The following is a 19,719-nucleotide window of genomic DNA, read 5'->3' as shown; positions in this document are numbered from 1 at the left end:
AATTGCTAAACGCCAGTAGTTTCATTAGCACTCAACTCAAGAGAGTGCTAAATTGACTAATGGAAGCTTGAGGAAACGAAGCGTATGTCAAAAATCGTTGCGTTTGATGATGAATCGCGGCGGGCATTGGAACGGGGTGTGAATGCCCTTGCCGATGCCGTGAAAATTACCCTGGGTCCAAAAGGTCGCAACGTCCTGTTAGAGAAAAAATACGGTGCGCCTCAGATTGTCAATGATGGGATTACCGTAGCTAAAGAAATTGAGTTGGAAGACCCCTTAGAAAATACTGGGGCGCGTCTGATTCAGGAAGTTGCATCGAAAACCAAAGATGTAGCTGGAGATGGTACGACTACAGCGACAGTTCTCGCCCAAGCAATGATTCGTGAGGGATTGAAGAACGTAGCCGCGGGTGCTAATCCGGTGGCGCTGCGTCACGGAATTGAGAAGACCATTGCCAAGCTGGTAGAAGAAATTGCTGCTGTCGCCAAACCAGTCGAAGGAAATGCAATCGCATCTGTGGCAACTGTCTCGGCTGGAAACGATGAAGAAGTCGGCGCGATGATTGCTGAGGCAATGGAGCGAGTCACCAAAGACGGTGTAATTACCGTTGAGGAATCCAAGTCTCTCACGACCGATTTAGAAGTGGTAGAAGGGATGCAGTTAGATCGAGGCTATATTTCTCCCTACTTCATCACCGACAACGAGCGGATGGTAGCAGAGTTTGAGAATCCTCGCCTGTTGATTACAGACAAGAAAATTAGCACGATCCAAGATTTGATTTCGATTTTAGAAAAAGTCGCTCGTGCCGGACAACCTTTGATTATTATTGCTGAGGATGTCGATGGAGAAGCTTTAGCAACATTGGTTGTGAATAAAGCTCGTGGCGTGTTGAGCGTCTGCGCGATTAAAGCCCCAGGATTTGGCGATCGCCGTAAAGAAATGTTGCGCGACATCGCCGTACTCACTGGTGGTCAGTTGATTTCTGAAGAAATCGGATTAAGCCTGGATACCGCTTCTCTGGAAATGATGGGTGTCGCTCGTAAAGTCATCATCGACAAAGAATCTACCACAATTGTCGCCGAAGGCGAAAATAAAGCTGATGTGGAAAAGCGCATCAGTCAAATTCGCAAACAACTAGCAGAATCTGACTCCGACTACGACAAAGAGAAACTGCAAGAGCGAATTGCCAAGCTGGCTGGTGGTGTTGCAGTCATTAAAGTTGGTGCAGCTACCGAAACCGAACTCAAAGACCGCAAACTGCGAATTGAAGACGCACTGAACGCGACTAAAGCCGCAGTCGAAGAAGGTATCGTCCCTGGTGGTGGTACGACCCTAATCCATTTAGCGAAGAAGGTAAACGAATTCAAAGCCAGCTTGCAAGACGAAGAAAAAGTGGCAGCTGAAATCATTGCTAGAGCGCTGGAAGCTCCCTTACGCCAAATGGCTGACAATGCAGGAGTTGAAGGCTCTGTCGTCGTTGAGAGAGTGCGGGAAACCGATTTCAACGTCGGTTACAATGCGGCAACTGGAGAATTTGAAGATCTGATTGCTGCTGGCATTCTCGACCCTGCTAAGGTCGTGCGTTCGGCATTACAAAACGCTGGTTCTATTGCTGGTATGGTGTTAACGACCGAAGCCCTAGTCGTTGAAAAGCCAGAGAAGAAAGCTCCTGCTGCTCCTGACATGGGTGGCATGGGTGGCATGGGCGGCATGGGTGGTATGGGCGGTATGGGTGGCATGGGTATGATGTAATATCGTCCGCGTGTATGACCCTCGTAGGGTGCGTTATTGTAACGCACCCTACCGCTCGGATAAATTTATGGGTTGGCGATCGCCCTCTAAATCTACTACCTTGCCAATAGTGCAACTTTGTGTATAACCTAAACCGTGTAGGTTATTTAAACATTGACTGGCTTGCTCTGCTGGAATTGATGCTAGTAAACCGCCCGATGTCTGCGGATCGAATAAGAGAGAGTACCGAGCAGACTGGCTGGGCGATTCTGAACGAGCAATAAAATGAGCAATGCGTAAATTTTCCGCTTGCAGCGAACTGACAATCCCTTTTTGTAATGTAGCGATCGCACCTTCTAGGGTGGGAATTGCTTCTAAATTTAAATCTACAGCCACTTGGGAAGCTCGAACCATTTCATACAAATGTCCGGCAAGTCCAAAACCGGTAACATCAGTACAAGCAGTGGCTCCATGTGCCATCAAACAAGCAGCTGCGACTTGATTTGACTGCAACATCGATATGATAGCGCGATCGATCCAATCTCCCTTAGCTTCCCGTTGCATCTCAGCAGCAAAAAGGGTTCCCGTACCGAGGGCTTTAGTTACAATTAGGACTTGCCCTGACAGCATCCCACCTTTGCGGAGAAGTTTGTCGGGATGGACTAGACCGTTACAAGATAAACCAAATTCTAGCTCGCTGCCTTCAGTGGTATGTCCCCCTACTAAAGGTGTCTGCGCGTCAGATAGCACCTTGACTGCACCGGATAGTAACTGATAAAGAGTTTCTTCTACTTTGGATTCTAGGGCGTAAGGAATGGTAGCGATCGCCAACGCACTTTGAGGTGTCGCACCCATTGCAAAAATATCGCTGAGGCAATGGTTGGCAGTAATTTGTCCAAAAATATACGGATCGTTGATGAGACTGCGGAAATGATCTATGGTGTGTACCATCCACAAATCTCCTGGTACTTCCACCACTGCCGCATCATCAGGAGCATCTAGCCCGATAATAATATCTTGGCGATCGCACCAGTTAGTACTATCCTGCTTGATTTGATTGAGTACCCTTTCTAAAACTGTGCTGCTAACCTTAGAACCACAGCCAGCGCAAGGCATTTTTTGGTAGTTGGTAGTTGGTAGTTGATAGTTGGTAGTTGCTTCCTTGTCTCCCTTGTCTCCCTTGTCCTTCATTTGCGGTAAATTGCTAAACCGTTCCATAAATTTGCGATCGATCGCATCTTTCCAGCGCCACAGCCAGCCAGTAGCGCCAAAACCAAATTTTCCCCATGCCGCGATCGCTTTGCCGTCTCCCGTACCGATTAAGCTTAAATATTGTTTCTGTGGTTTGTAAGGCTGTAAAGATCGCCCTAATATTGCCCGTCGCAGGTTTTTAAATAAAGGTTTACCCTGACGCACGGCAAAGACTCCAGCTTTAGGACGGGAATAATTCACCATTGAGGCAATATCACCCGCTGCAAATACATCTGAATGAGAAATCGATTGCAATGCATCGTTGACTAAGATAAATCCGCGTTCGTCAGTAGCGATTCCGGCGGCTTGCAGCCAATTGGGTGCGGAGGCTTGCGTCACCCAAAAAATGCGATCGCATTCCACCTGCAATCCAGATTCACATTTGATGGTGTAGGGTGTTGGTACGGGCAGGTTTCCAAACCCGCCAGTACGGGAGTCGGGAGTCGGGAAAGATTGAGTTTGAATTTCGCAAACGGTTTCTTTTAGATGTAGTCGAATGCCTTTGTAAATTAAAATCTCTTGACAGCGATGCCGTACCCAGGAATTGTAATTTGGCATTAATTCAGCACCGCGCTGGAATAGGTGAATTTCTAGATCTCGATCTTCCCTCTCCTCCCTGAATAAGCGAGAAGACTTAGCCCCCCTTAAAAAGGGGGGTTGGGGGGATCTGATAGACTGCAAATGACCCTGCATTGCCATTGCTAACTCGACTCCCCCAGCACCTCCACCAACAATTCCTAAACGCAATTTATCAGCTTTATCTGTAGTCTCAATCTTGCCTGTCTTAGTAGTAGATCCGAACCCTCCTTGCCCCCCTTCAAAAGGGGGGTGAAAATAGTCTTGAAGCCCTCCTTGTAAAGGGGGGTTGGGGGGATCTGCTGCGGTAACGTCTTTACACAAGTCATACCAATGTTGCAGAAACTGCGCCACTGGTTTCGCTGGAATCGCGTACTCTGCTGCACCAGGTACGGAAATTTGAGCCGGAGTGCTGCCAATATCAACGGAAAGTAGATCGTAGGCTACAGGCGGACGGTTGGCACAAATAACTTTTTTATTGACTAAATCTAATCCAACAACGCGATCGCGATAAAATTGCACCCGAGCAAATTGAGCTAAACGTCGCAGATCGATGTGGCATTCTTCATGAGTGTAAAATCCGGCAACGTGACCGGGTAGCATCCCCGAATAAGGAGTATCTGACGCTTCTGTAATCAACGTGACTCGAATGCCTGGTATCGGTTTCATGCCCAGCATTCTCAGGACAATAGCATGGCTGTGACCGCCGCCAATCAGGACTAAATCTTTAGTAACGAGTTGCGATCGCTGCATTCACTCTCAAAGTAAAATATCTCTCATATTGATTCTGACAAATTAGTCAAGGTGAAGGCGGAACGCGATCGCAATTATTTCTGATGTTTTGGATTAATGACTAACCAAACGCTCAGTAAAATTGTTATTAATCCAAAAATTAAGCCAGAATTCACGGGTTCGTCAAGGAAAATATTGCCAAATAACAGACTGAAAACAGGAATTAAAAAAGCAACAGTTACGGCTCCAGTTGCACCAATGTTAGAAATTAGTTGAAAGTAGAGTGGATAGGCAATAGCAGTACACGCGATCGCCAGTACGACGACTGCAAAAATAACTTCGAGCGAGGGAAGTGTTTTAGGAAAAGTTGCAAAAGCAATCGGGAGCAGCAAAATACTCGAACTAGTTAATTGTCCGAAGGCAGTTTCAGCTACTCGGTCATGTATAAATCTGTGACGAGCATACACAGCAGCAATACCATAGGAGAGGGCTGCAATTAAAGCTGATATTCCTCCAAAAATAACTGGAGGCGATAGTGGTAAGGGACTCCAACCAACTAGAATAGCAACTCCAACAATCCCTAACACTAATCCGATTACTTTGCGTTTGTTTAATGATTCTTTCAACCAAATAGCTGAGACGATCGCTGTAAATAGAGGAGCTGTTGCATTTAAAATTGCTGCTATTGAGGCATTAATATTGACCACAGCGATCGCAATTAATAAAAAAGGAATAATATTGTTAAATAAGCCCAACAACAGATAAGACTGCCAACGACTTTTGAGTTTGAATGGAGAAGCGATCGCACCAGATAAACCCAATGCAAATGCTGCTAAAATAATCCGTAAGCTGATGGTGAAGAAGACTCCTAAAACAGGAGCTGCAATACGGATAAATAAATACGAACCACCCCAAAGCGCGGCGAGTAAAAACAAGCGCGCTAAATCGATTAGTTTCATTTTTAAAATTGCAGAATGCTTAGTAGTTTTTCGATCCCCCAACCCCCTTAACAAGGGGGCTATTCAGAATTACTGAATTGATTTAATCCCCCAACCCCCTTAAAAAGGCGACTATTCAGAATTACTGAATTGTTTCGTGACTTAGCAATTTTCCAGTCCGCTCTAGTTCTAACAACAAACGTTTTCGCCAAAGTCCACCACCGTATCCAGTTAGCTGCCCATCTTTACCAATTACGCGATGGCAAGGAATAAAGATATTAATCCGATTCATCCCATTTGCTCTAGCTACGGCACGAACTGCTGTTGGCTGACCGATCCGCCGAGCCAGTTCATCATAAGAGATTGTCGTCCCATAAGGAATGCGTTGTAACTCTGACCAAACTTTTTCCTGAAACGCAGTCCCTTGTGGAACCAAAGGAGTTGTAAACTCGGTCAGCTTACCTACGAAATAACGCGAAAGTTCATCTCGCAAATGCTCTATATGATGATTCGTAAAAGGTAGAATTGGATAACCAAAACGCTTACAAATTGTCGCATAGTTATGCTCAAGCATTCGCCTATCTGTATATTCAATTAAACATATACCTTGACTAACTGCACCAACGAGTAATGCTCCTAAAGGTGTTTCTAAAATTTGCATTGCAATAAAGTCACTGGTTTGGCTTTGTCCTGGCGGGACACCAAAGGCTTTGCTGAAGGCTTCTCTAAACCCACTATGAGATTCATATTGATTGGCAAAGACAACATCATCTAACGTAGCTCCCGCTCGGATTTGAGTGAAAGCATTTGCCATTCGTCTACCACGACACCATTCTACAAATGTCATGCCGTAATGCTCTCGAAACCAGCGTCGAACTCGTTCGGGAGTTGTCCCTAACTCACGCAGCTCTGCGGCTGAGACCCTTAGAGCTGGTGTGTTTTCTATGCGTTGCATCAATGTCGTCACCCAATCTGGCAGCGCTCCGTAGACTAAAAGCGGATGACATCGTTTGCAAGGACGATAACCCGCAAGAACGGCATCTCGAATTGAGGGAAAGAATTCAACATTTTCCAGTTTCGCACGGGCAGGACAAGAAGGGCGACAAAAAATTCCTGTCGTGCGGACAGCCACAAAAAACACGCCGTCATAGCTAGCATCTTTATTGTGAGCCGCTCGTTCCATTTCAGTGCGCGATGGCAAGAGATTTAAGTTCATTTGCACGGGTACGCAATTCGATTCCATACGGGCTATTGTTGCAAGCCCATACATCGCCGTCTACCGAAAAAGCGACATGATATCGATTCGGTAAGCTAGCGTGAAGGATGAAGTGCGATCGCCCCCACTTTCTAATCGATCCATTCTAGTAGTCCTAAAGAGGTAATACTACCGACTAAATGAGTCCCAATTAAATTCACATTAGATAAAATTACCAACATATCTAAAGAACGAATTAAATTTTGGCGATTGTAAATTGCGATTCCCTGAGGAACGGATAAAGATTTTGATAAGACTGCGATCGCGCTGACTTCAGATGCAAAAAAAGCTATTAACATCCCAATAAAACTGACAATTAAACCAATTTTTAAAGCTTGAATTACTTCTTCTTTGCGAGGATGAATCGTGCGATCGCTCGACTGTAAGCGTCTGGCTAAGCTTCGATCTCGAAAAGCCCAAACTACACTAAAGGCAGCTAGTAATACACCGACAATTGCTAAAAATATACTAAGACTAATACTGGCGTTCTCTGCTACTTCGCTGGCATTGCGGCTAAGGATGGCAAATATTAAGGCAATTCCAGAGGTACTGGCTAATGCTAACTGTATCCAAAAGCTAAACCGACTAACAATCCGAAAAGCAGCAGCGAATCTTTTTTTTGTTGGTGTTGGTAAAGAGTCTTTGATTAATTCAGACATGGATTTTTCTCGTAGGCGTATTTTACCTTTGTTATAAAGAAGCTACTGAGAGAAATCATCAACCCAAAGTTAGCTGCTGGGATAATTTTATATATAATGATATAGACCGAGGGGTAGGTTTACGAGCAATCTCTGCGTTTATGTAAAGATATTTATAAACCTGCCTTTCTTATGATGTTTGCAAGAGTTCTATTTTTGTGTCGCGCAAAGACACGAAGTGGCTTCTCGAAGAGTAGACGCAAAGGCGCAAAGAAGAACGCTAACGAAGCTAAGTTTTGATAAAGATAAATTCGAGCAAATTTATCTAAAATACAAGGTACAGAGATAAGGTGGGCTACTTGGAGGGTTTGAAGTTGGAGAATTCGCAAATTGCACTGAAGGAACAATGCCGACAGTGATAACCTGGATTGGGAGGAAATATTTTACTGAAGTTATAAGGGTTTTTCTCGTAGTTATTAATATCTTGTTGGTGACGAGTTGCGATCGCAGCTAGCTGATTTTCAATTGCATCAAGTTGGCTAGGGGTAACGCGGATTAGGGCAGATTTTTTACATTGCTCTAAATTATAAAATGAGGCAACTGCTGTATATTGAGGATATAAATAACGGGCAGCAACGAGATAGACAAATGCTTGTCTTTGGTCGAAAATAGATTTACCTGTTTTAAAATCGATAATGTGTAATGTTTTATCTGATTCTGTTAAAATACAGTCCATCGTAGCATAGAGTCGAAATCGGTAATTTTGTTGTTCGATCCAAATCGGTTTGGGAAATCCTTCCTCACCACTAGTTAATTCGATAATATGTTTTCCTGCTAATAGTGGATGAGCGTGATAATTTTTGAGAATCTGCGTTACTCGCTGCTGAACTTGTGCGGTTAATTTGCCGAGTTTAAGTAACTGCGAGACTCTTTCCACGCCATCAGGTTGAGTCAGAAATTGACGGTGACGGTGGAACTCGTAAACGCCTTTCTGCGCCAACAACCCAATCCGCTGCGGAATGCTAGCTTGGGTAAGTAAGGATTGAACGATCGGTTCTTTTTGTCTCGCTTTAATAAAACCCCGCTTCATTTGGCAATGCCAGCGTTCTTGTCCTGCGGCTGGGACAACTAACGACCACAAGTGATAACTAACAAAGGGTTGCCCAAGAATTGGCATCGTTCTCAGAAGAAACAACAAAGATACGGACTGTCTAACAAAGGAGTGAAGTAAGAAACTTCTTGTACTATTAATGATGAATATAGGGTGGCAAACTGTGAATGCCAGTCAAATCGGCAAAATTAAATTCGGTACTGACGGATGGCGGGGAATCATCGCTGACGATTTTACCTTCCCCAACGTCCGGCGAGTCACAAGGGCGATCGCAAGTTACCTAGAAACTGCATACACTAAAAGTAGACCAGTTTTGGTGGCTTACGACACCCGTTTTCTGGCAGAAAAATTTGCCCGCACTGCTGCCGAAGTCTTAGCAGAATTGGGATGGAGTGTGAAAATTACCGATCGCGATTGTCCGACTCCGGTAATTGCTTATAATGCCCGTTACTTAAATTCAGCAGGGGCATTAATGTTCACCGCTAGCCACAACCCTGCACCCTATTGCGGGATTAAATACATTCCCGACTATGCTGGTCCTGCTACTCCAGAGATTACTGATACAATTGTGGCAAATATTTTTGGTGTGGAGGATACTCCGCCAAAATTTATCCGCAATGATAGGATTTCTACTTTTAATCCTCAGCCCGAATATTTGAGATTTATCTACTCTCTCATTGATATCGAAAAAATTCGTCATGCTAGGCTGAGAGTCAAATACGATGCCCTCTACTCGACTTCTCGCGGCTACTTAGATACGGTATTGAGACAGTGCGGTTGCGAGTTAGAAACATTCCACACCTATCGAGATGTCTTGTTTGGTGGTGGAATGCCGGAACCAAAAGGCAAACAGTTAACTCAGTTGGTAGCAGCCGTACAAGCAGATGCCGCTGACTTGGGCTTAGCTACGGATGGAGATAGCGATCGCTTTGGCATTGTAGACGAATTAGGCAATATTTTAACGCCGAATGCCGTCTTATTACTGCTTGCCCGTCATTTAATTGAGAATAAAGGCAAAACAGGGGCGATCGTCCGTACTGTCGCCACCACACGTTTACTCGATAATTTTGCCGCTAAATACAGATTACCCTTGTACGAAACTCCCGTAGGATTCAAGTACATCGGGGAAAAAATGCGCGAAACCACCGTCTTAATTGGCGGCGAGGAATCGGGTGGTTTAAGCGTTATCGGGCATATTCCCGAAAAAGATGGGATATTAGCAAACATGCTAGTTGCTGAGGCGATCGCCTACACGGGTAAGCCATTGAGTCAGCTAGTTGCAGAAGCAATTGCTGATGCTGATGGTCCCCTGTACAACCACCGCATCGATTTGCACCTTAGCGATGCCCACAAAGCCGCCATTATTGACTGTTTTACTCGGAATCCTCCCAGGGCGATCGCCGGAATCGCAGTTAAAGAAGTGAGTCGTAAAGACGGAGTTAAACTGTATTTAGCAGAGGGTAGCTGGATACTGTTACGCCCTTCGGGTACGGAACCCCTCATGCGCGTCTACATGGAAACCAACTCTCTCGACAAGCAAGATCGAATTGCGATCGAAATGGAAAGAATGATTCAGCGAATTGGTAATGGGTAATTGGTAATTGGTAGTTGCTCCCTCAGCAACCTTGCGCCCCATTCTAGCCTTCGGCAAGCCCTTCGGGCTACAAGAAGGGCTTCGCCCTACAGCTTCCTTAGCTCTCTTTCCCCGACTCCCTGCTCCCTGCTCCCTGCTCCCTAATCTATGAAATCCCTTGCAAGTCTTCTCACTTCTTCTGTTGTCGCTGTTTGGATTGTGGCGATCTCGCTGCTATCTATGCAAAATGCCGATCAAATTCGGCTGAAGTTTTTACGCTACCAGACAATTCAATTACCCGTTGGTTTTGTTTTGGCTGTTAGTGCTGGTGTAGGAGTTGTTGCAACAGCCTTGATGCAGCCTCTCTGGGGTATAGGAAGTACGCCTGCACGATCTATAGAGGAAGACATCGAAGATGAGTTTTCTTTTGATGAGTAGAGATGCTACACATAACATCTCTACAATCACCAAAATAGAGTACTCCTGTATGCTATTCCGATAAGCGAATCTCATTGTAAGATTGCTTGCTTCTGTCTGATATAGATCCATTGTGATAGGTTTTGGCGTACTGCTTTTCAGGATCGATACCTTTGAATGTGGGGGGTATCCAAACGCGGACAACGAGTAGGGCTGCTAGTACCAGCAAAAAGGCACATGCAGCCAAAATTTGATTCCAGGGTACTTCCAAAACTCCCCGCACGATCACTTCTCTTAATACAGATACGATCGAGACTTCTACAGCGACACCAATCGACACTCGCTGTTCTTGCAGGTAAATAATTAGTAGTCGAAACAACTCAACCAGAATTAATAAAAAGAGAATATCAGCAGTGATTTGATGAAAGTTGAGGGGAGGTAGCAGCATAAAGAAGATTCCCCTCAGTTGAATCGCCATGACGCAAAACAAACCGACACACAGCGAGATGACAATTAAATCCTGAATCGTTTCTAGGCTACGTACGATCGCACTACGATTGAAAAATTCGTACCAATAATGCAATGGGCTTTTTAAAGGTTGATTCATTGGGAAATTCTCCTGTGTGCGGTTAGCTCGTTATGCTTACATTAACTTATGTTTTTAAGTTTTAAATTTTGAAAAAGTTATATAAATAATTATTGTCCTCGATCGCACCCGATAAATACGACTATTTGCAGAAGACTGGTAATCGTTGCTGGGTTGAGTATCGGGAGCGATCGCCTGCCAAATTTTTTTCAAAATAGGTAAACATACCGCAGAGATTTTGTTCTCTCAGCACATCTTTCCTTAGGAGGATTTGGGAAATTATGTGCGATGATTTCATGGAAAAAGTTTGTTTGAGGTGTAACTTGCATGAAAGCTAGATATCTATCATTCATAGGTATGGCGATCGCAGTGGCATTGAGTAGTGGTGCTGCTTGGGCGCAATCAAGTTCTGTACCAAAAGAAATCCAGCTTTCACAGGCAGATAGCCCGTCCCAAAGTCCGGCTCAACCAACTCAACCCTCCCAGTCTCAGCCACCAACTCAAAAACCAACCCAATCGCAGGTTAGTCAGAAAGAACTGCAACAATTTGCTAACGCAGTCAAAAAACTACAACCAATTCAAGAGAACGCCCAAAATCAGATCGTTCAAGCAATTCAGCAGGAAAATTTGAGTGAAAAACGGTTTGGCGAAATTTACCAATCGCGCCGAAATCCTCAAGCGCAGCCCACAACCAAAATCACCCCTGACGAAAATAAGAAGTTCGACCAAGCCAACGCTAAAATTGAAAAGATCGAGCAGTCCACCCAAGGGCAAATGGAGCAGGCTGTTAAGGGCGAAGGTTTAGATATTCAGCGATTCAATCAAATCTTTCTCACCCTGAGACAAGACCCAGACTTGCTGCAAAAAGTGCGAGAAATGATCAAGACTTCGGGCTAATTAGTTATCAGTTATCAGTTGTGAAGAGGCAAGAGGCGCTATGCACGAAAGCCAAGAAAAATCAACCTAGTGAATTAATTCTTCTCTTCTCTTGGCTCCTGATTGCTGACTCCTGTTCACTGATAACTGACGACTGACAACTGATTACAGCCAGTTCCCTACCAAAACGTAGGGAGCCCAGTAAACTGGATGGCGATAGCGGGGGTTTTCTAGTAGAGCGAGTTGAGCGCGGCGCAGTGCCTCGGCTTTTGTCATCTCAGCCGTAGATAGCTCCTGGTAAAACTGACTCATTAACGGTACGGTAGCGGCATCGCTGACATACCAGAGAGTCGCCAGGGTGCTACGCGCTCCGGCTCGTACTGCGACTCCAGCCATACCAAGCGCAGCTCGTCTATCTCCGGCGACAGTACGACAGCCGCTTAACACGAGAAGTTCGATCGCGTTTGGTCGTTCTAAGTCCGAGCTAGGTTCGCGTACCCGCAGAAGTTCGTCTAACTGCTTAACATTGATCGGTCCATCCCAAGCGAGAATATATGTCTGATCGGCTTGCGAGCCAAACTGAGCGTGACTGGCGATATGGACGATGGAAAAAGGCAGAGATTTAATTTGGTTTCTCAGCGATGTGCTAGTGAAATTTTGATTGAGTAGCTCTCTTCCTGGCACTTCCGAGCGAATTTGATTCAGCTCTAAGGCTACATTCGTCAGCGCTGGATAATCTCCTCGCGGTTCGGTCAATCCAGCAGTCAAGGCTCTCAAACGCTCTCGGCTTAAAGGCTGGGGCTGGAGTAATTCTAGACTGGGTGTGAGAGCGACGCTATATTTTTGAACGAGAAACTGTTTGCCGTCGTGCAGAGCCGCCATTGGTAGCTTCTGCAAGGAAATATCCAGCACGAATACCAAAGTTTTTACGCCACTCTTTTCAATATCGGCAGCAGCAGGTCGGATCAACCAGTCATAAACTTGTTGGGAGAGAGTCAAAAAGTCTTGAGAGTAACGGATCACTAAATTTTGCCGTAACTGGTCGATCGCGCTTTCGACTTGAGTACGAGGTAAAGCCGTAGCATAGTGGCGCAAAGGTTGCTTGGGCAAGCTGAGAATCACTTCCAAACGGTCTTCTAAAATCACCGGATAAATCACAGCCGCTTGAGGATCGACGCGATCGATTTGAGTTGGCTGGGTATCCAAACAAGCTGCTCGAAAGAAATCGACGAGTTCGGCAGCTTTGAGAGATTCAAAGACGCTACGCGCTTGGTTGAGATTGTCTTGGCTCGGTTGAGTGCCATCATCTTGCAACAGCAACCCGACAAACTGCCGATACACGGGTTCTACGCTCTCGCGGAAAGAAAACTGCACGCTGGGGTTGATACTAACGAGATCGTTACGCAGAGATTGGAGAGTTTTCACCGCATCAGCATAAGCCGCGATCGCACCTTTATTATCTTTCTCCGCTTTCAGCAGCCTTCCCAACTGCCATTGCCAGCTATAAGCAATATCTGGAGCATCGATTGACTGAGTAATCGACAGTGCTTGCTGAGTCAGTTTTTTTGCCTCTGCCAACTGTCCAACCTGTTCGTACAATCCACCTAAGCTACCCAAAGCATAAGCTTCAGCTCGCGGATCTTTCAAGCTCCGTGCCTGTTGCACCGCAGTTGCTAAGGCTTTGGCAATTTCTTGGGTTGACGGTTGACGGTTAACGGTTGACGGTTGTTGCTCCTCTGCGCCTCTGCTTCCCTGCGCCTCTGCTCCCTCAGCTCTCTTCCCCCTGCTCCCTGCTCCCTGCTCCCTGCTCCCCAGTTTCATCAAACTATCTGCAAAGTTAATATGCGCGTAAACCGTAGCTCGGCTGGGAGGTAGTTGGGCTAGTTGAGTTTCGATTTGAGGAATTAATTCTCGGGCGGCTGAATCTCGTTGAGTTTGACTTAATAATTGCAGTTGATTGAGTTGGGCTTGAAGTTTGGTATTGGCAGTAGGAGCAGACTTTTCTGCTTGTTGATAGTAGTCTAAGGCTGCATCGGTGTCTCCTTGAGCGCTGACGGTATTACCTAAACTCAATAGTGTTGCTGCGGTTTCTGGCGCAGAAGGTAGACTTTGGGCAATTTGCAAACTCTCTTGTAGGGTTTTGCGAGACTGTTCCAAGTCACCAACTTGTTGTAAAACTTCTCCCAGGCTGCGCAAACTGACTGCTTTAGTGAGAGAAGCGGGAGTGTTACGCAGAAATTGATTGAGTTCGGTCGATTTTGTCAAGGCACGGCTATAAAGCCCCATCGCCCGTAATGCTTGAACGGAATTGATCTGGCTGCGAATCTCTCCTGCTTTATTACCAACTTGAGTATAGAGCGCTGCCGATCGCCCCCAAGTCTCGATCGCTGTTTCTGCTTCCCCTGTCAATAGTTGCAATCTGGCTTGGATGTCTAATGCCTGAGCAAGAACTTCTCGGTTGCGAGAGTCGGGGTTTTCTCCCCTGCTCCCCTGCTCCTCTGCTCCCCTGCTCCCCTGCTCTTTAGAAAATCCCAGCAACTTGAGACTCTTATCGATCGCCTGTTTTGCTTCTGTCCAAGCGCCGAGTTGTTGATATGTCAGCGAGAGATTGCTCAAAGCTAGGGCTTGCTTGAGGGTATCGTTTTTAGCACGGTAGTCTTGCAGTCCTTGTTGCAAGACATTGACTGCCTCTGCATACTTACCTGCGTCGTAGAATGTTTTACCTTGTTGCAGGCGATCGCCCGTCTGTGCAATTGGAATTGACTGGCTGGGAATTGTCGCAGATGGGGCGGGAATTTTGGCGATCGCGGGGAGTTGTGTCGTACACAGCAATGCTACTAAGGCAAGCAAGCTATATATAATTCGTTTTCTGTTTAAATAGATAGGCTCTAGTTGCGATCGAAAATGGGAAGAAACAGATTTTTTTCTATGCGAGTTTTTCATACCATTGATTTTTAAACGCGATAACGACGATCTGTAGGAGCGCACAGCTGTGCGCCCCTAAAAATTGTGCGCCCCTACAGATATGTTTTGCATTCTTTTCCTACCAATCCTCACGGACAATTTCTATGTACAACTGGAGGACTAGGGGGAATCGTACCACTTACGGCTCAAAACCAGCATTAACTAGTCATGAATATTTAGCCGGAAATTTTAAATTGTCAATTTTAGAGCGTGAAGTTTACGAACCTTGGCAGGAGGTAGGTGAATTATATCCGCGAGTGGTGGCTGAGGGTGCAGTTGTCAGGATCACCTTGCCATCGCGATCGAATTGCCAAGATGTGGCTTCCTGAATGGGTTCTACAGAAGTTGTTGTAGTTTGCGTTGTCTCTGGAATAGTTGACTCTACTGCTGCACGGTTTTGAGTTTCCGGCGTTTGCAAACTTGCCCAATCGGTGAGGAGAGCATCAGGACTGAGTTTATCCCCTGGTGCGGGAGGTAAACCGCCGCGTCCGGTGACAGCAAATCGATTCTCTGCTCCCGAAGGACACCCAGCCGCGACTAATGTGGAAGCATCGACCAATCCTGTAGGTAGTTCTACAATATCGCGACTGGGATCGATATCAGCAGCATTGAAGGTGACAGTACCGCTTAGAGATGGATTAGTTTGAGAGATTGCGGTGATGTCGTTACTGGGCAGACGGCTGGGATCTAACTGTGTCGGATCGTCAGTTCCCAATAAAGCCTGGAGTTCTTGACGCGAGAGTGGCGTGAATCCAACGATACTATCGGCTGTAATATCAACCCTACCACCACTGCCACTGAATGCATTTGCAGTGATATCGTTGTTACCATCAGAATTAGCAATGATGAGGGGAGTATCAATTGTGATATTACCCCCATTACCAGGTTGTTGGTTCGTACCTGCTGTGGTTGATATTTGACTGTTATTGCGCAGTCGTATTTCTTTGCCAGCCTGTAGGCGAATGTTACCACCATCACCTGAAGTAGTGATGGCAAAAATGTTGCCTCGGTCGAAGTTGAGCGATCGCACATCTACATCGATATTGCCTGCACTACCCCGCACCGCGTTGCTGGTATTTAATTGAGCGCCATTAGTTAAAGATAGCGATCGCCCCCGAATGCGAATATCTCCACCTTGGCGATCGCCTCTCACCTCTGAAGTTCCTGAAATACTACTGAAAACGCTGCTGGGAAAGTTATTGGTTCCCACACCATCCACAACAATAGCATCGCGGGCATCAATCGTGACGTTGCCAGCGTTGCCTTGACCGAAAGAGCTAGCAGAGACCACACCACCATTAGTCAAAGATATGGAGCCAGCTGCTACATTGACGTTACCACCATTGCCTACAGCTTGCGGTTGAACAGCACTGAAAACCCCACTATTAAATCCTCTACTACTCGTTCCATCAATGGAGAGGAGATCCCGGACATCGAGCGTGACGCTGCCAGCATCTCCTTGGCTAAAGGTGCTAGCAGAGATATTGGCTCCGTTTTTTAACGATAAAGAGCCAGTTGTGAGGCTGACATTGCCACCTTTACCTATGCCTCCTTCTAAATTGCTGAAAATCCCGCCGCCAAATAAAGGTCCTGTACCGTCAATGTTAGTATCATTTTTCACATTAATTGTGATGTTACCAGCGTCTCCTTCACCCCCAGAGTTAGCATTGATTTGAGCGCCATCAGTTATGGAGAGCGATCCAGCACTCAAGTTAATGTCACCCCCCTTGCCTTTGCCAGTCACTTCTACAGTGCTAAAAACGCCACTTCTGAAGTTTTGATTGACCTCGCTTACCCCAACAAAGTTAACAGCATCGCTCACATCAATTTCTACATTACCTGCATTACCTTGCCCCGAGGTACTAGTCGTGAATTGAGCGCCATTAGTCAAAGAGAGCGATCGCGCTTTGAGTTTGATATCGCCACCTCTACGCCCGCTTTCCGGCTCGGATGTTCGATCCAACACGCTTAAAATTGAGCTAGGCAAACCATTAGAGCCTACTCCGTCAAATGAAACGCGATCGCCAGCCGTAATTGTGATATCACCTGCACTACCCCCACTAGTAGAAATAGCTTGCAATATCGAACCGCCACTAGCAGAAATACCCTCGGTGGTATTGACTTCTATATTGCCAGCATTACCTTTTTCTCTGACTGAAGTCGCTATTTGCGTTCCATTTGTTAACGACAGCGATCGCCCATTGATGCGAATGTTTCCACCAACGCGATCGCTTTGTACCTGTGGAATCTCGCCTAAAAAAGTAGAATTGCTCTGTAGGTCTGATGGTAGAACTAAAATGCTCGCTATTGCACCTCCATCAAAAGAAATGCGATCGCCAGCCGTAATTGTGATGTTACCAGCATTTCCCTGACTGTAGGAAGCAGCCTGCACCGTCGAGCCGTCACTCACAGAAATACCTCCCGTGGTGTCAATTTGAATATTACCCGCATTACCTCCACCAAGAGTGGAAGTGGCTATTAGTCCTCCGTTAGAGAGGGAGAGCGAGCCTGCACGGAGGCGAATGTCAGCACCGTTGCCAATCCCCGATGGTGCTACAACACTCAATAATCCACCACTAGCTCCGGTAATAGACACTCGATCTCTGGCTTGGATATCCACCCTACCAGCGTTACCTTGTCCGTTGGTGAGAGAACCGACTTGGGCATTACCGATAATATCTAAAGAACCTGTGGCGATCGAAATATTACCAGCATTTCCCAAACCGAATGTTGAGTTACTAATACCGCTACTAGAAGTTGATGAACTCGTGCCGTCCACGGTGACTGTATCTCTGGCATTAATTTCTATATTTCCTGCTTGAGAGTCAACTGTCCCTTGAAATATTCCAGTCACCAAGCTACTTCTATCTGAAATATTCAGGTTCCGAGCATTGACGCTAATGCTACCACCATTGCTGGCAACCGTTCTCACATTGGCTGCGTTTGTAAGCGATATATCTGACAGGGTTAAATCTGTAGGGAAGCTGAAGTGGAAACCACTGGAATCGGAGTTAATTCCTACCACGCCTGGAGCGGCGACTGCACCTAATTCTATTCGTCCACCCGCAGCGGTTATGTCTCCGCCTTCCAAGCTGACATTGCCACCAATTAGTCCTATCGTTCTCCCAGGCTGTACCTGTAAACCAACAGTACTAGCACGATTGACGATATTCCCTGGATTTATACCGAATTGCAAACCCAAGGGGACGCTGACTGTGAGTAGTGGCGCACCCGTACCTGGTGTGGCGCTAAACTGCGTCCCATCGGCAAAGTTGATACTGTTAGCTGTCGTTGCAATGAAGGAACCACCGACTATAAGTCTGGCGTTTTGACCGAAAATAATCCCGTTGGGATTGAGTAGGAATAAATTCGCCGTGCCTCTTGCTGCTAAAATGCCGTCAATCTCAGATCTGGAGCTACCTGTAACCCTGGTAAGGATATTTTGAATATTTGCTCCGTTGTCAAATAAAGCTGCCCGTCCATTGGGGATGGAAAATTGCTCGAAACTATGAAATAAATTACTTCCCCGCGTGGCTCCACCAGAAATTGTATCTATCCCATCTGGGCTGGAGTTGACTGTGGAATTATCTACGCCTAGAGTATTATCAGGTCTAATTTGGCTATCCGGGGGAACTTGAGCTAGCGCATGACTCCCACAAGCAATCGCACTGCCTACCACTACACCAACTAATCCTAGCCTGAGTGCCTCACACCAAAATATTCGCGTCATTTCTCCTCTCCCTGCTCGTTCTGCTTGTATCTTTTTAGACAAGTGCACTAGTATCCAAGGCTACGTTGCCTAAAGAGATATTGCCAGAAAAGTCACTTGTCTGTGATTAAGAATGCTTGCAAGGGTGTAGCGAGGTTGAACGAGGCGATCGCACTTGGAAGATCCCCCCTAGCCCCCCTTGGAAAGGGGGAAACGAAAGTAGTATTCTTGGTACGATACAAAAGTATTCTATGTGGTACTACTAAGTGGCTACAGAAAAAATTTCCATCTCTCTCTCCTCATCTTTGGTGAGATTTATTGAAACTTACAAAAACACACATCAGCATAAATCCCGCTCTCAGGTAATTGAAACAGCCTTGCAGTTATTGCAGCAGCAGGAGTTAGAAGCAGCTTACCGCGAAGCAAACCAAGAGATCGATTTTGATTGGGAAGTGACTGTTGCTGATGGTCTTGCCGATGAAACGTGGTGAGATTTACTATGCTAACCTTAGCCCTACAATTGGTTCTGAAATCAGCAAGCGCCGCCCCGTGCTAATTGTTAGTAATGATGCCAATAATCGGGCTGCTGATATGGTTACAGTGCTGCCAATTACATCAAATGTAAGTCGCATTTACCCGTTTGAAGTGAAGCTAGAACCAGAAGATAGCGGTTTGCCAAAATCGTCTAAAATTCAAGCACAACAAATTCGTACCATTTCAAAACAGCGTTTTGATGGTCAATGCATCGGTTGCTTGAGCGAAGAAGTGATGGCATTAGTGGATAACGCCATCAAGCTACATCTTCAGCTTTGAGTTAAGAACTAGGGCAGGAAGTCGGCGTTGTCTTTAAATGACTTGATGATGTGGTATCGCCGCTAGTAAGAATTATCGCGCCATTGCGATCGTATTGCCAGAATGTGGCTTCAGTTATTGTTTCTACGGGTGGAGTAGGTGTAGTATTAGTTGCTACTGGGGTAGTTGTTTCTACTGCGGCACGGTTTTGAGTTTCTGGTGTTTGCAGAGTTGCCCAATCGGTGAGGAGGGCATCAGGACTGAGTTTATCCGCGGGTGCAGGGGGTAAGCCACCGCGTCCGGCAACGGTAAAGCGGTTTTCGGCTCCAGATGGGCATCCTGCTGCGACTAAAGAGGAGGCATCGACTAGTCCCGTTGGTAATTCCACAATATCGCGGCTAAAATCTATCTCCGCTCCATTTAGTTGTATCCTGCCACTAATCCCTAGTTCTGAAGTGGCAGTAATGTCATTAGTCTCTAGAGTTGCTTCGCGGCGTGGCTGAATGCCAAAGATAGCTTGTGAAGTAATTTCAATATTGCCTCCTGTACCAGTAAAAGCATTAGCAGTAA

General features: G+C 46.0%; 14 protein-coding genes and 1 pseudogene. 6 read left to right on the top strand and 9 right to left on the bottom strand.

Annotated features, from left to right (window positions below):
• Nucleotides 1–84 precede the first annotated feature (84 nt).
• Entirely contained in the window at nucleotides 85–1,752 is a 1,668-nt protein-coding gene (gene groL / locus ACRC32_RS26250) for a chaperonin GroEL (protein WP_438556732.1), read from the top strand.
• Between the two features lie 48 nt (nucleotides 1,753–1,800).
• Here the strand turns inward: groL and selD are convergent, their stop codons facing one another.
• From selD to ACRC32_RS26225, 5 genes are all read right to left on the bottom strand, one after another.
• Nucleotides 1,801–4,311, bottom strand: a complete 2,511-nt coding sequence (gene selD, locus ACRC32_RS26245) for a selenide, water dikinase SelD (protein ID WP_438556731.1) — start codon at nucleotides 4,309–4,311, stop codon at nucleotides 1,801–1,803.
• Between the two features lie 74 nt (nucleotides 4,312–4,385).
• Nucleotides 4,386–5,249 (bottom strand): DMT family transporter, encoded by an 864-nt coding sequence (locus ACRC32_RS26240; protein WP_438556730.1) that lies wholly within the window; start codon nucleotides 5,247–5,249, stop codon nucleotides 4,386–4,388.
• 121 nt (nucleotides 5,250–5,370) lie between these two features.
• Nucleotides 5,371–6,471, bottom strand: a complete 1,101-nt coding sequence (locus tag ACRC32_RS26235) for a bifunctional transcriptional activator/DNA repair enzyme AdaA (RefSeq protein WP_438556729.1) — start codon at nucleotides 6,469–6,471, stop codon at nucleotides 5,371–5,373.
• 104 nt (nucleotides 6,472–6,575) lie between these two features.
• Nucleotides 6,576–7,142 carry a DUF3611 family protein gene (locus ACRC32_RS26230; RefSeq protein ID WP_438556728.1) on the bottom strand — a complete coding sequence of 189 codons (567 nt, stop codon included), beginning with the start codon at nucleotides 7,140–7,142 and terminating at the stop codon, nucleotides 6,576–6,578.
• A gap of 334 nt (nucleotides 7,143–7,476) precedes the next feature.
• Nucleotides 7,477–8,298 carry a PD-(D/E)XK nuclease family protein gene (locus tag ACRC32_RS26225; RefSeq protein ID WP_438556727.1) on the bottom strand — a complete coding sequence of 274 codons (822 nt, stop codon included), beginning with the start codon at nucleotides 8,296–8,298 and terminating at the stop codon, nucleotides 7,477–7,479.
• A 73-nt stretch (nucleotides 8,299–8,371) separates the two neighbouring features.
• On the opposite strand from ACRC32_RS26225, the gene ACRC32_RS26220 reads away from it, so the two are divergent.
• Nucleotides 8,372–9,826, top strand: coding sequence for a phosphoglucomutase/phosphomannomutase family protein (locus tag ACRC32_RS26220; RefSeq protein WP_438556726.1), 1,455 nt, complete (start codon nucleotides 8,372–8,374; stop codon nucleotides 9,824–9,826).
• 147 nt (nucleotides 9,827–9,973) lie between these two features.
• Complete coding sequence (locus ACRC32_RS26215; RefSeq protein ID WP_438556725.1) at nucleotides 9,974–10,243, top strand: DUF1049 domain-containing protein; 270 nt, start codon at nucleotides 9,974–9,976, stop codon at nucleotides 10,241–10,243.
• Between the two features lie 52 nt (nucleotides 10,244–10,295).
• On the opposite strand, the gene ACRC32_RS26210 is transcribed toward ACRC32_RS26215, so the two are convergent.
• On the bottom strand, nucleotides 10,296–10,829 hold the full coding sequence (locus ACRC32_RS26210; RefSeq protein WP_438556724.1) for a phosphate-starvation-inducible PsiE family protein: 534 nt from the start codon (nucleotides 10,827–10,829) through the stop codon (nucleotides 10,296–10,298).
• A 306-nt stretch (nucleotides 10,830–11,135) separates the two neighbouring features.
• Here ACRC32_RS26210 and ACRC32_RS26205 point away from each other — a divergent pair, with 306 nt between their 5' ends.
• Nucleotides 11,136–11,705 (top strand): DUF4168 domain-containing protein, encoded by a 570-nt coding sequence (locus ACRC32_RS26205; protein ID WP_438556723.1) that lies wholly within the window; start codon nucleotides 11,136–11,138, stop codon nucleotides 11,703–11,705.
• Between the two features lie 144 nt (nucleotides 11,706–11,849).
• Here the strand turns inward: ACRC32_RS26205 and ACRC32_RS26200 are convergent, their stop codons facing one another.
• On the bottom strand, nucleotides 11,850–14,627 hold the full coding sequence (locus ACRC32_RS26200) for a CHAT domain-containing protein (protein WP_438556722.1): 2,778 nt from the start codon (nucleotides 14,625–14,627) through the stop codon (nucleotides 11,850–11,852).
• 238 nt (nucleotides 14,628–14,865) lie between these two features.
• A complete protein-coding gene (locus ACRC32_RS26195) occupies nucleotides 14,866–18,378 on the bottom strand; it encodes a two-partner secretion domain-containing protein (RefSeq protein WP_438556721.1) in 3,513 nt (1,170 codons plus the stop codon).
• A gap of 245 nt (nucleotides 18,379–18,623) precedes the next feature.
• Here ACRC32_RS26195 and ACRC32_RS26190 point away from each other — a divergent pair, with 245 nt between their 5' ends.
• Together ACRC32_RS26190 and ACRC32_RS26185 are read left to right on the top strand one after the other, a co-directional pair.
• Nucleotides 18,624–18,848, top strand: a complete 225-nt coding sequence (locus tag ACRC32_RS26190; protein WP_438556720.1) for a CopG family transcriptional regulator — start codon at nucleotides 18,624–18,626, stop codon at nucleotides 18,846–18,848.
• Entirely contained in the window at nucleotides 18,835–19,170 is a 336-nt protein-coding gene (locus ACRC32_RS26185; RefSeq protein ID WP_438556719.1) for a type II toxin-antitoxin system PemK/MazF family toxin, read from the top strand. Before ACRC32_RS26190 ends, ACRC32_RS26185 begins: the two co-directional genes overlap by 14 nt.
• A 1-nt stretch (nucleotide 19,171) precedes the next feature.
• Here the strand turns inward: ACRC32_RS26185 and ACRC32_RS26180 are convergent.
• Nucleotides 19,172–19,719 (bottom strand): annotated as a pseudogene (locus tag ACRC32_RS26180) (filamentous hemagglutinin N-terminal domain-containing protein); the annotation flags it as partial.

Source organism: Chroococcidiopsis sp. (assembly GCF_051657925.1).
GTDB lineage: Bacteria > Cyanobacteriota > Cyanobacteriia > Cyanobacteriales > Chroococcidiopsidaceae > Chroococcidiopsis.
This window is presented reverse-complemented; position numbering and strand designations above follow the sequence as displayed.

What these genes read in the sequence shown, in the direction of transcription:
- ACRC32_RS26215 (WP_438556725.1), top strand. Translation starts at nt 9,974, where the DNA reads ATGAAATCCCTTGCAAGTCTTCTCACTTCTTCTGTTGTCGCTGTTTGG.
- selD (WP_438556731.1), bottom strand. Translation starts at nt 4,311, where the DNA reads ATGCAGCGATCGCAACTCGTTACTAAAGATTTAGTCCTGATTGGCGGC.
- ACRC32_RS26200 (WP_438556722.1), bottom strand. Translation starts at nt 14,627, where the DNA reads ATGAAAAACTCGCATAGAAAAAAATCTGTTTCTTCCCATTTTCGATCG.
- ACRC32_RS26230 (WP_438556728.1), bottom strand. Translation starts at nt 7,142, where the DNA reads ATGTCTGAATTAATCAAAGACTCTTTACCAACACCAACAAAAAAAAGA.
- ACRC32_RS26240 (WP_438556730.1), bottom strand. Translation starts at nt 5,249, where the DNA reads ATGAAACTAATCGATTTAGCGCGCTTGTTTTTACTCGCCGCGCTTTGG.
- groL (WP_438556732.1), top strand. Translation starts at nt 85, where the DNA reads ATGTCAAAAATCGTTGCGTTTGATGATGAATCGCGGCGGGCATTGGAA.
- ACRC32_RS26220 (WP_438556726.1), top strand. Translation starts at nt 8,372, where the DNA reads ATGATGAATATAGGGTGGCAAACTGTGAATGCCAGTCAAATCGGCAAA.
- ACRC32_RS26195 (WP_438556721.1), bottom strand. Translation starts at nt 18,378, where the DNA reads ATGACGCGAATATTTTGGTGTGAGGCACTCAGGCTAGGATTAGTTGGT.
- ACRC32_RS26210 (WP_438556724.1), bottom strand. Translation starts at nt 10,829, where the DNA reads ATGAATCAACCTTTAAAAAGCCCATTGCATTATTGGTACGAATTTTTC.
- ACRC32_RS26205 (WP_438556723.1), top strand. Translation starts at nt 11,136, where the DNA reads ATGAAAGCTAGATATCTATCATTCATAGGTATGGCGATCGCAGTGGCA.
- ACRC32_RS26225 (WP_438556727.1), bottom strand. Translation starts at nt 8,298, where the DNA reads ATGCCAATTCTTGGGCAACCCTTTGTTAGTTATCACTTGTGGTCGTTA.
- ACRC32_RS26185 (WP_438556719.1), top strand. Translation starts at nt 18,835, where the DNA reads ATGAAACGTGGTGAGATTTACTATGCTAACCTTAGCCCTACAATTGGT.
- ACRC32_RS26235 (WP_438556729.1), bottom strand. Translation starts at nt 6,471, where the DNA reads ATGGAATCGAATTGCGTACCCGTGCAAATGAACTTAAATCTCTTGCCA.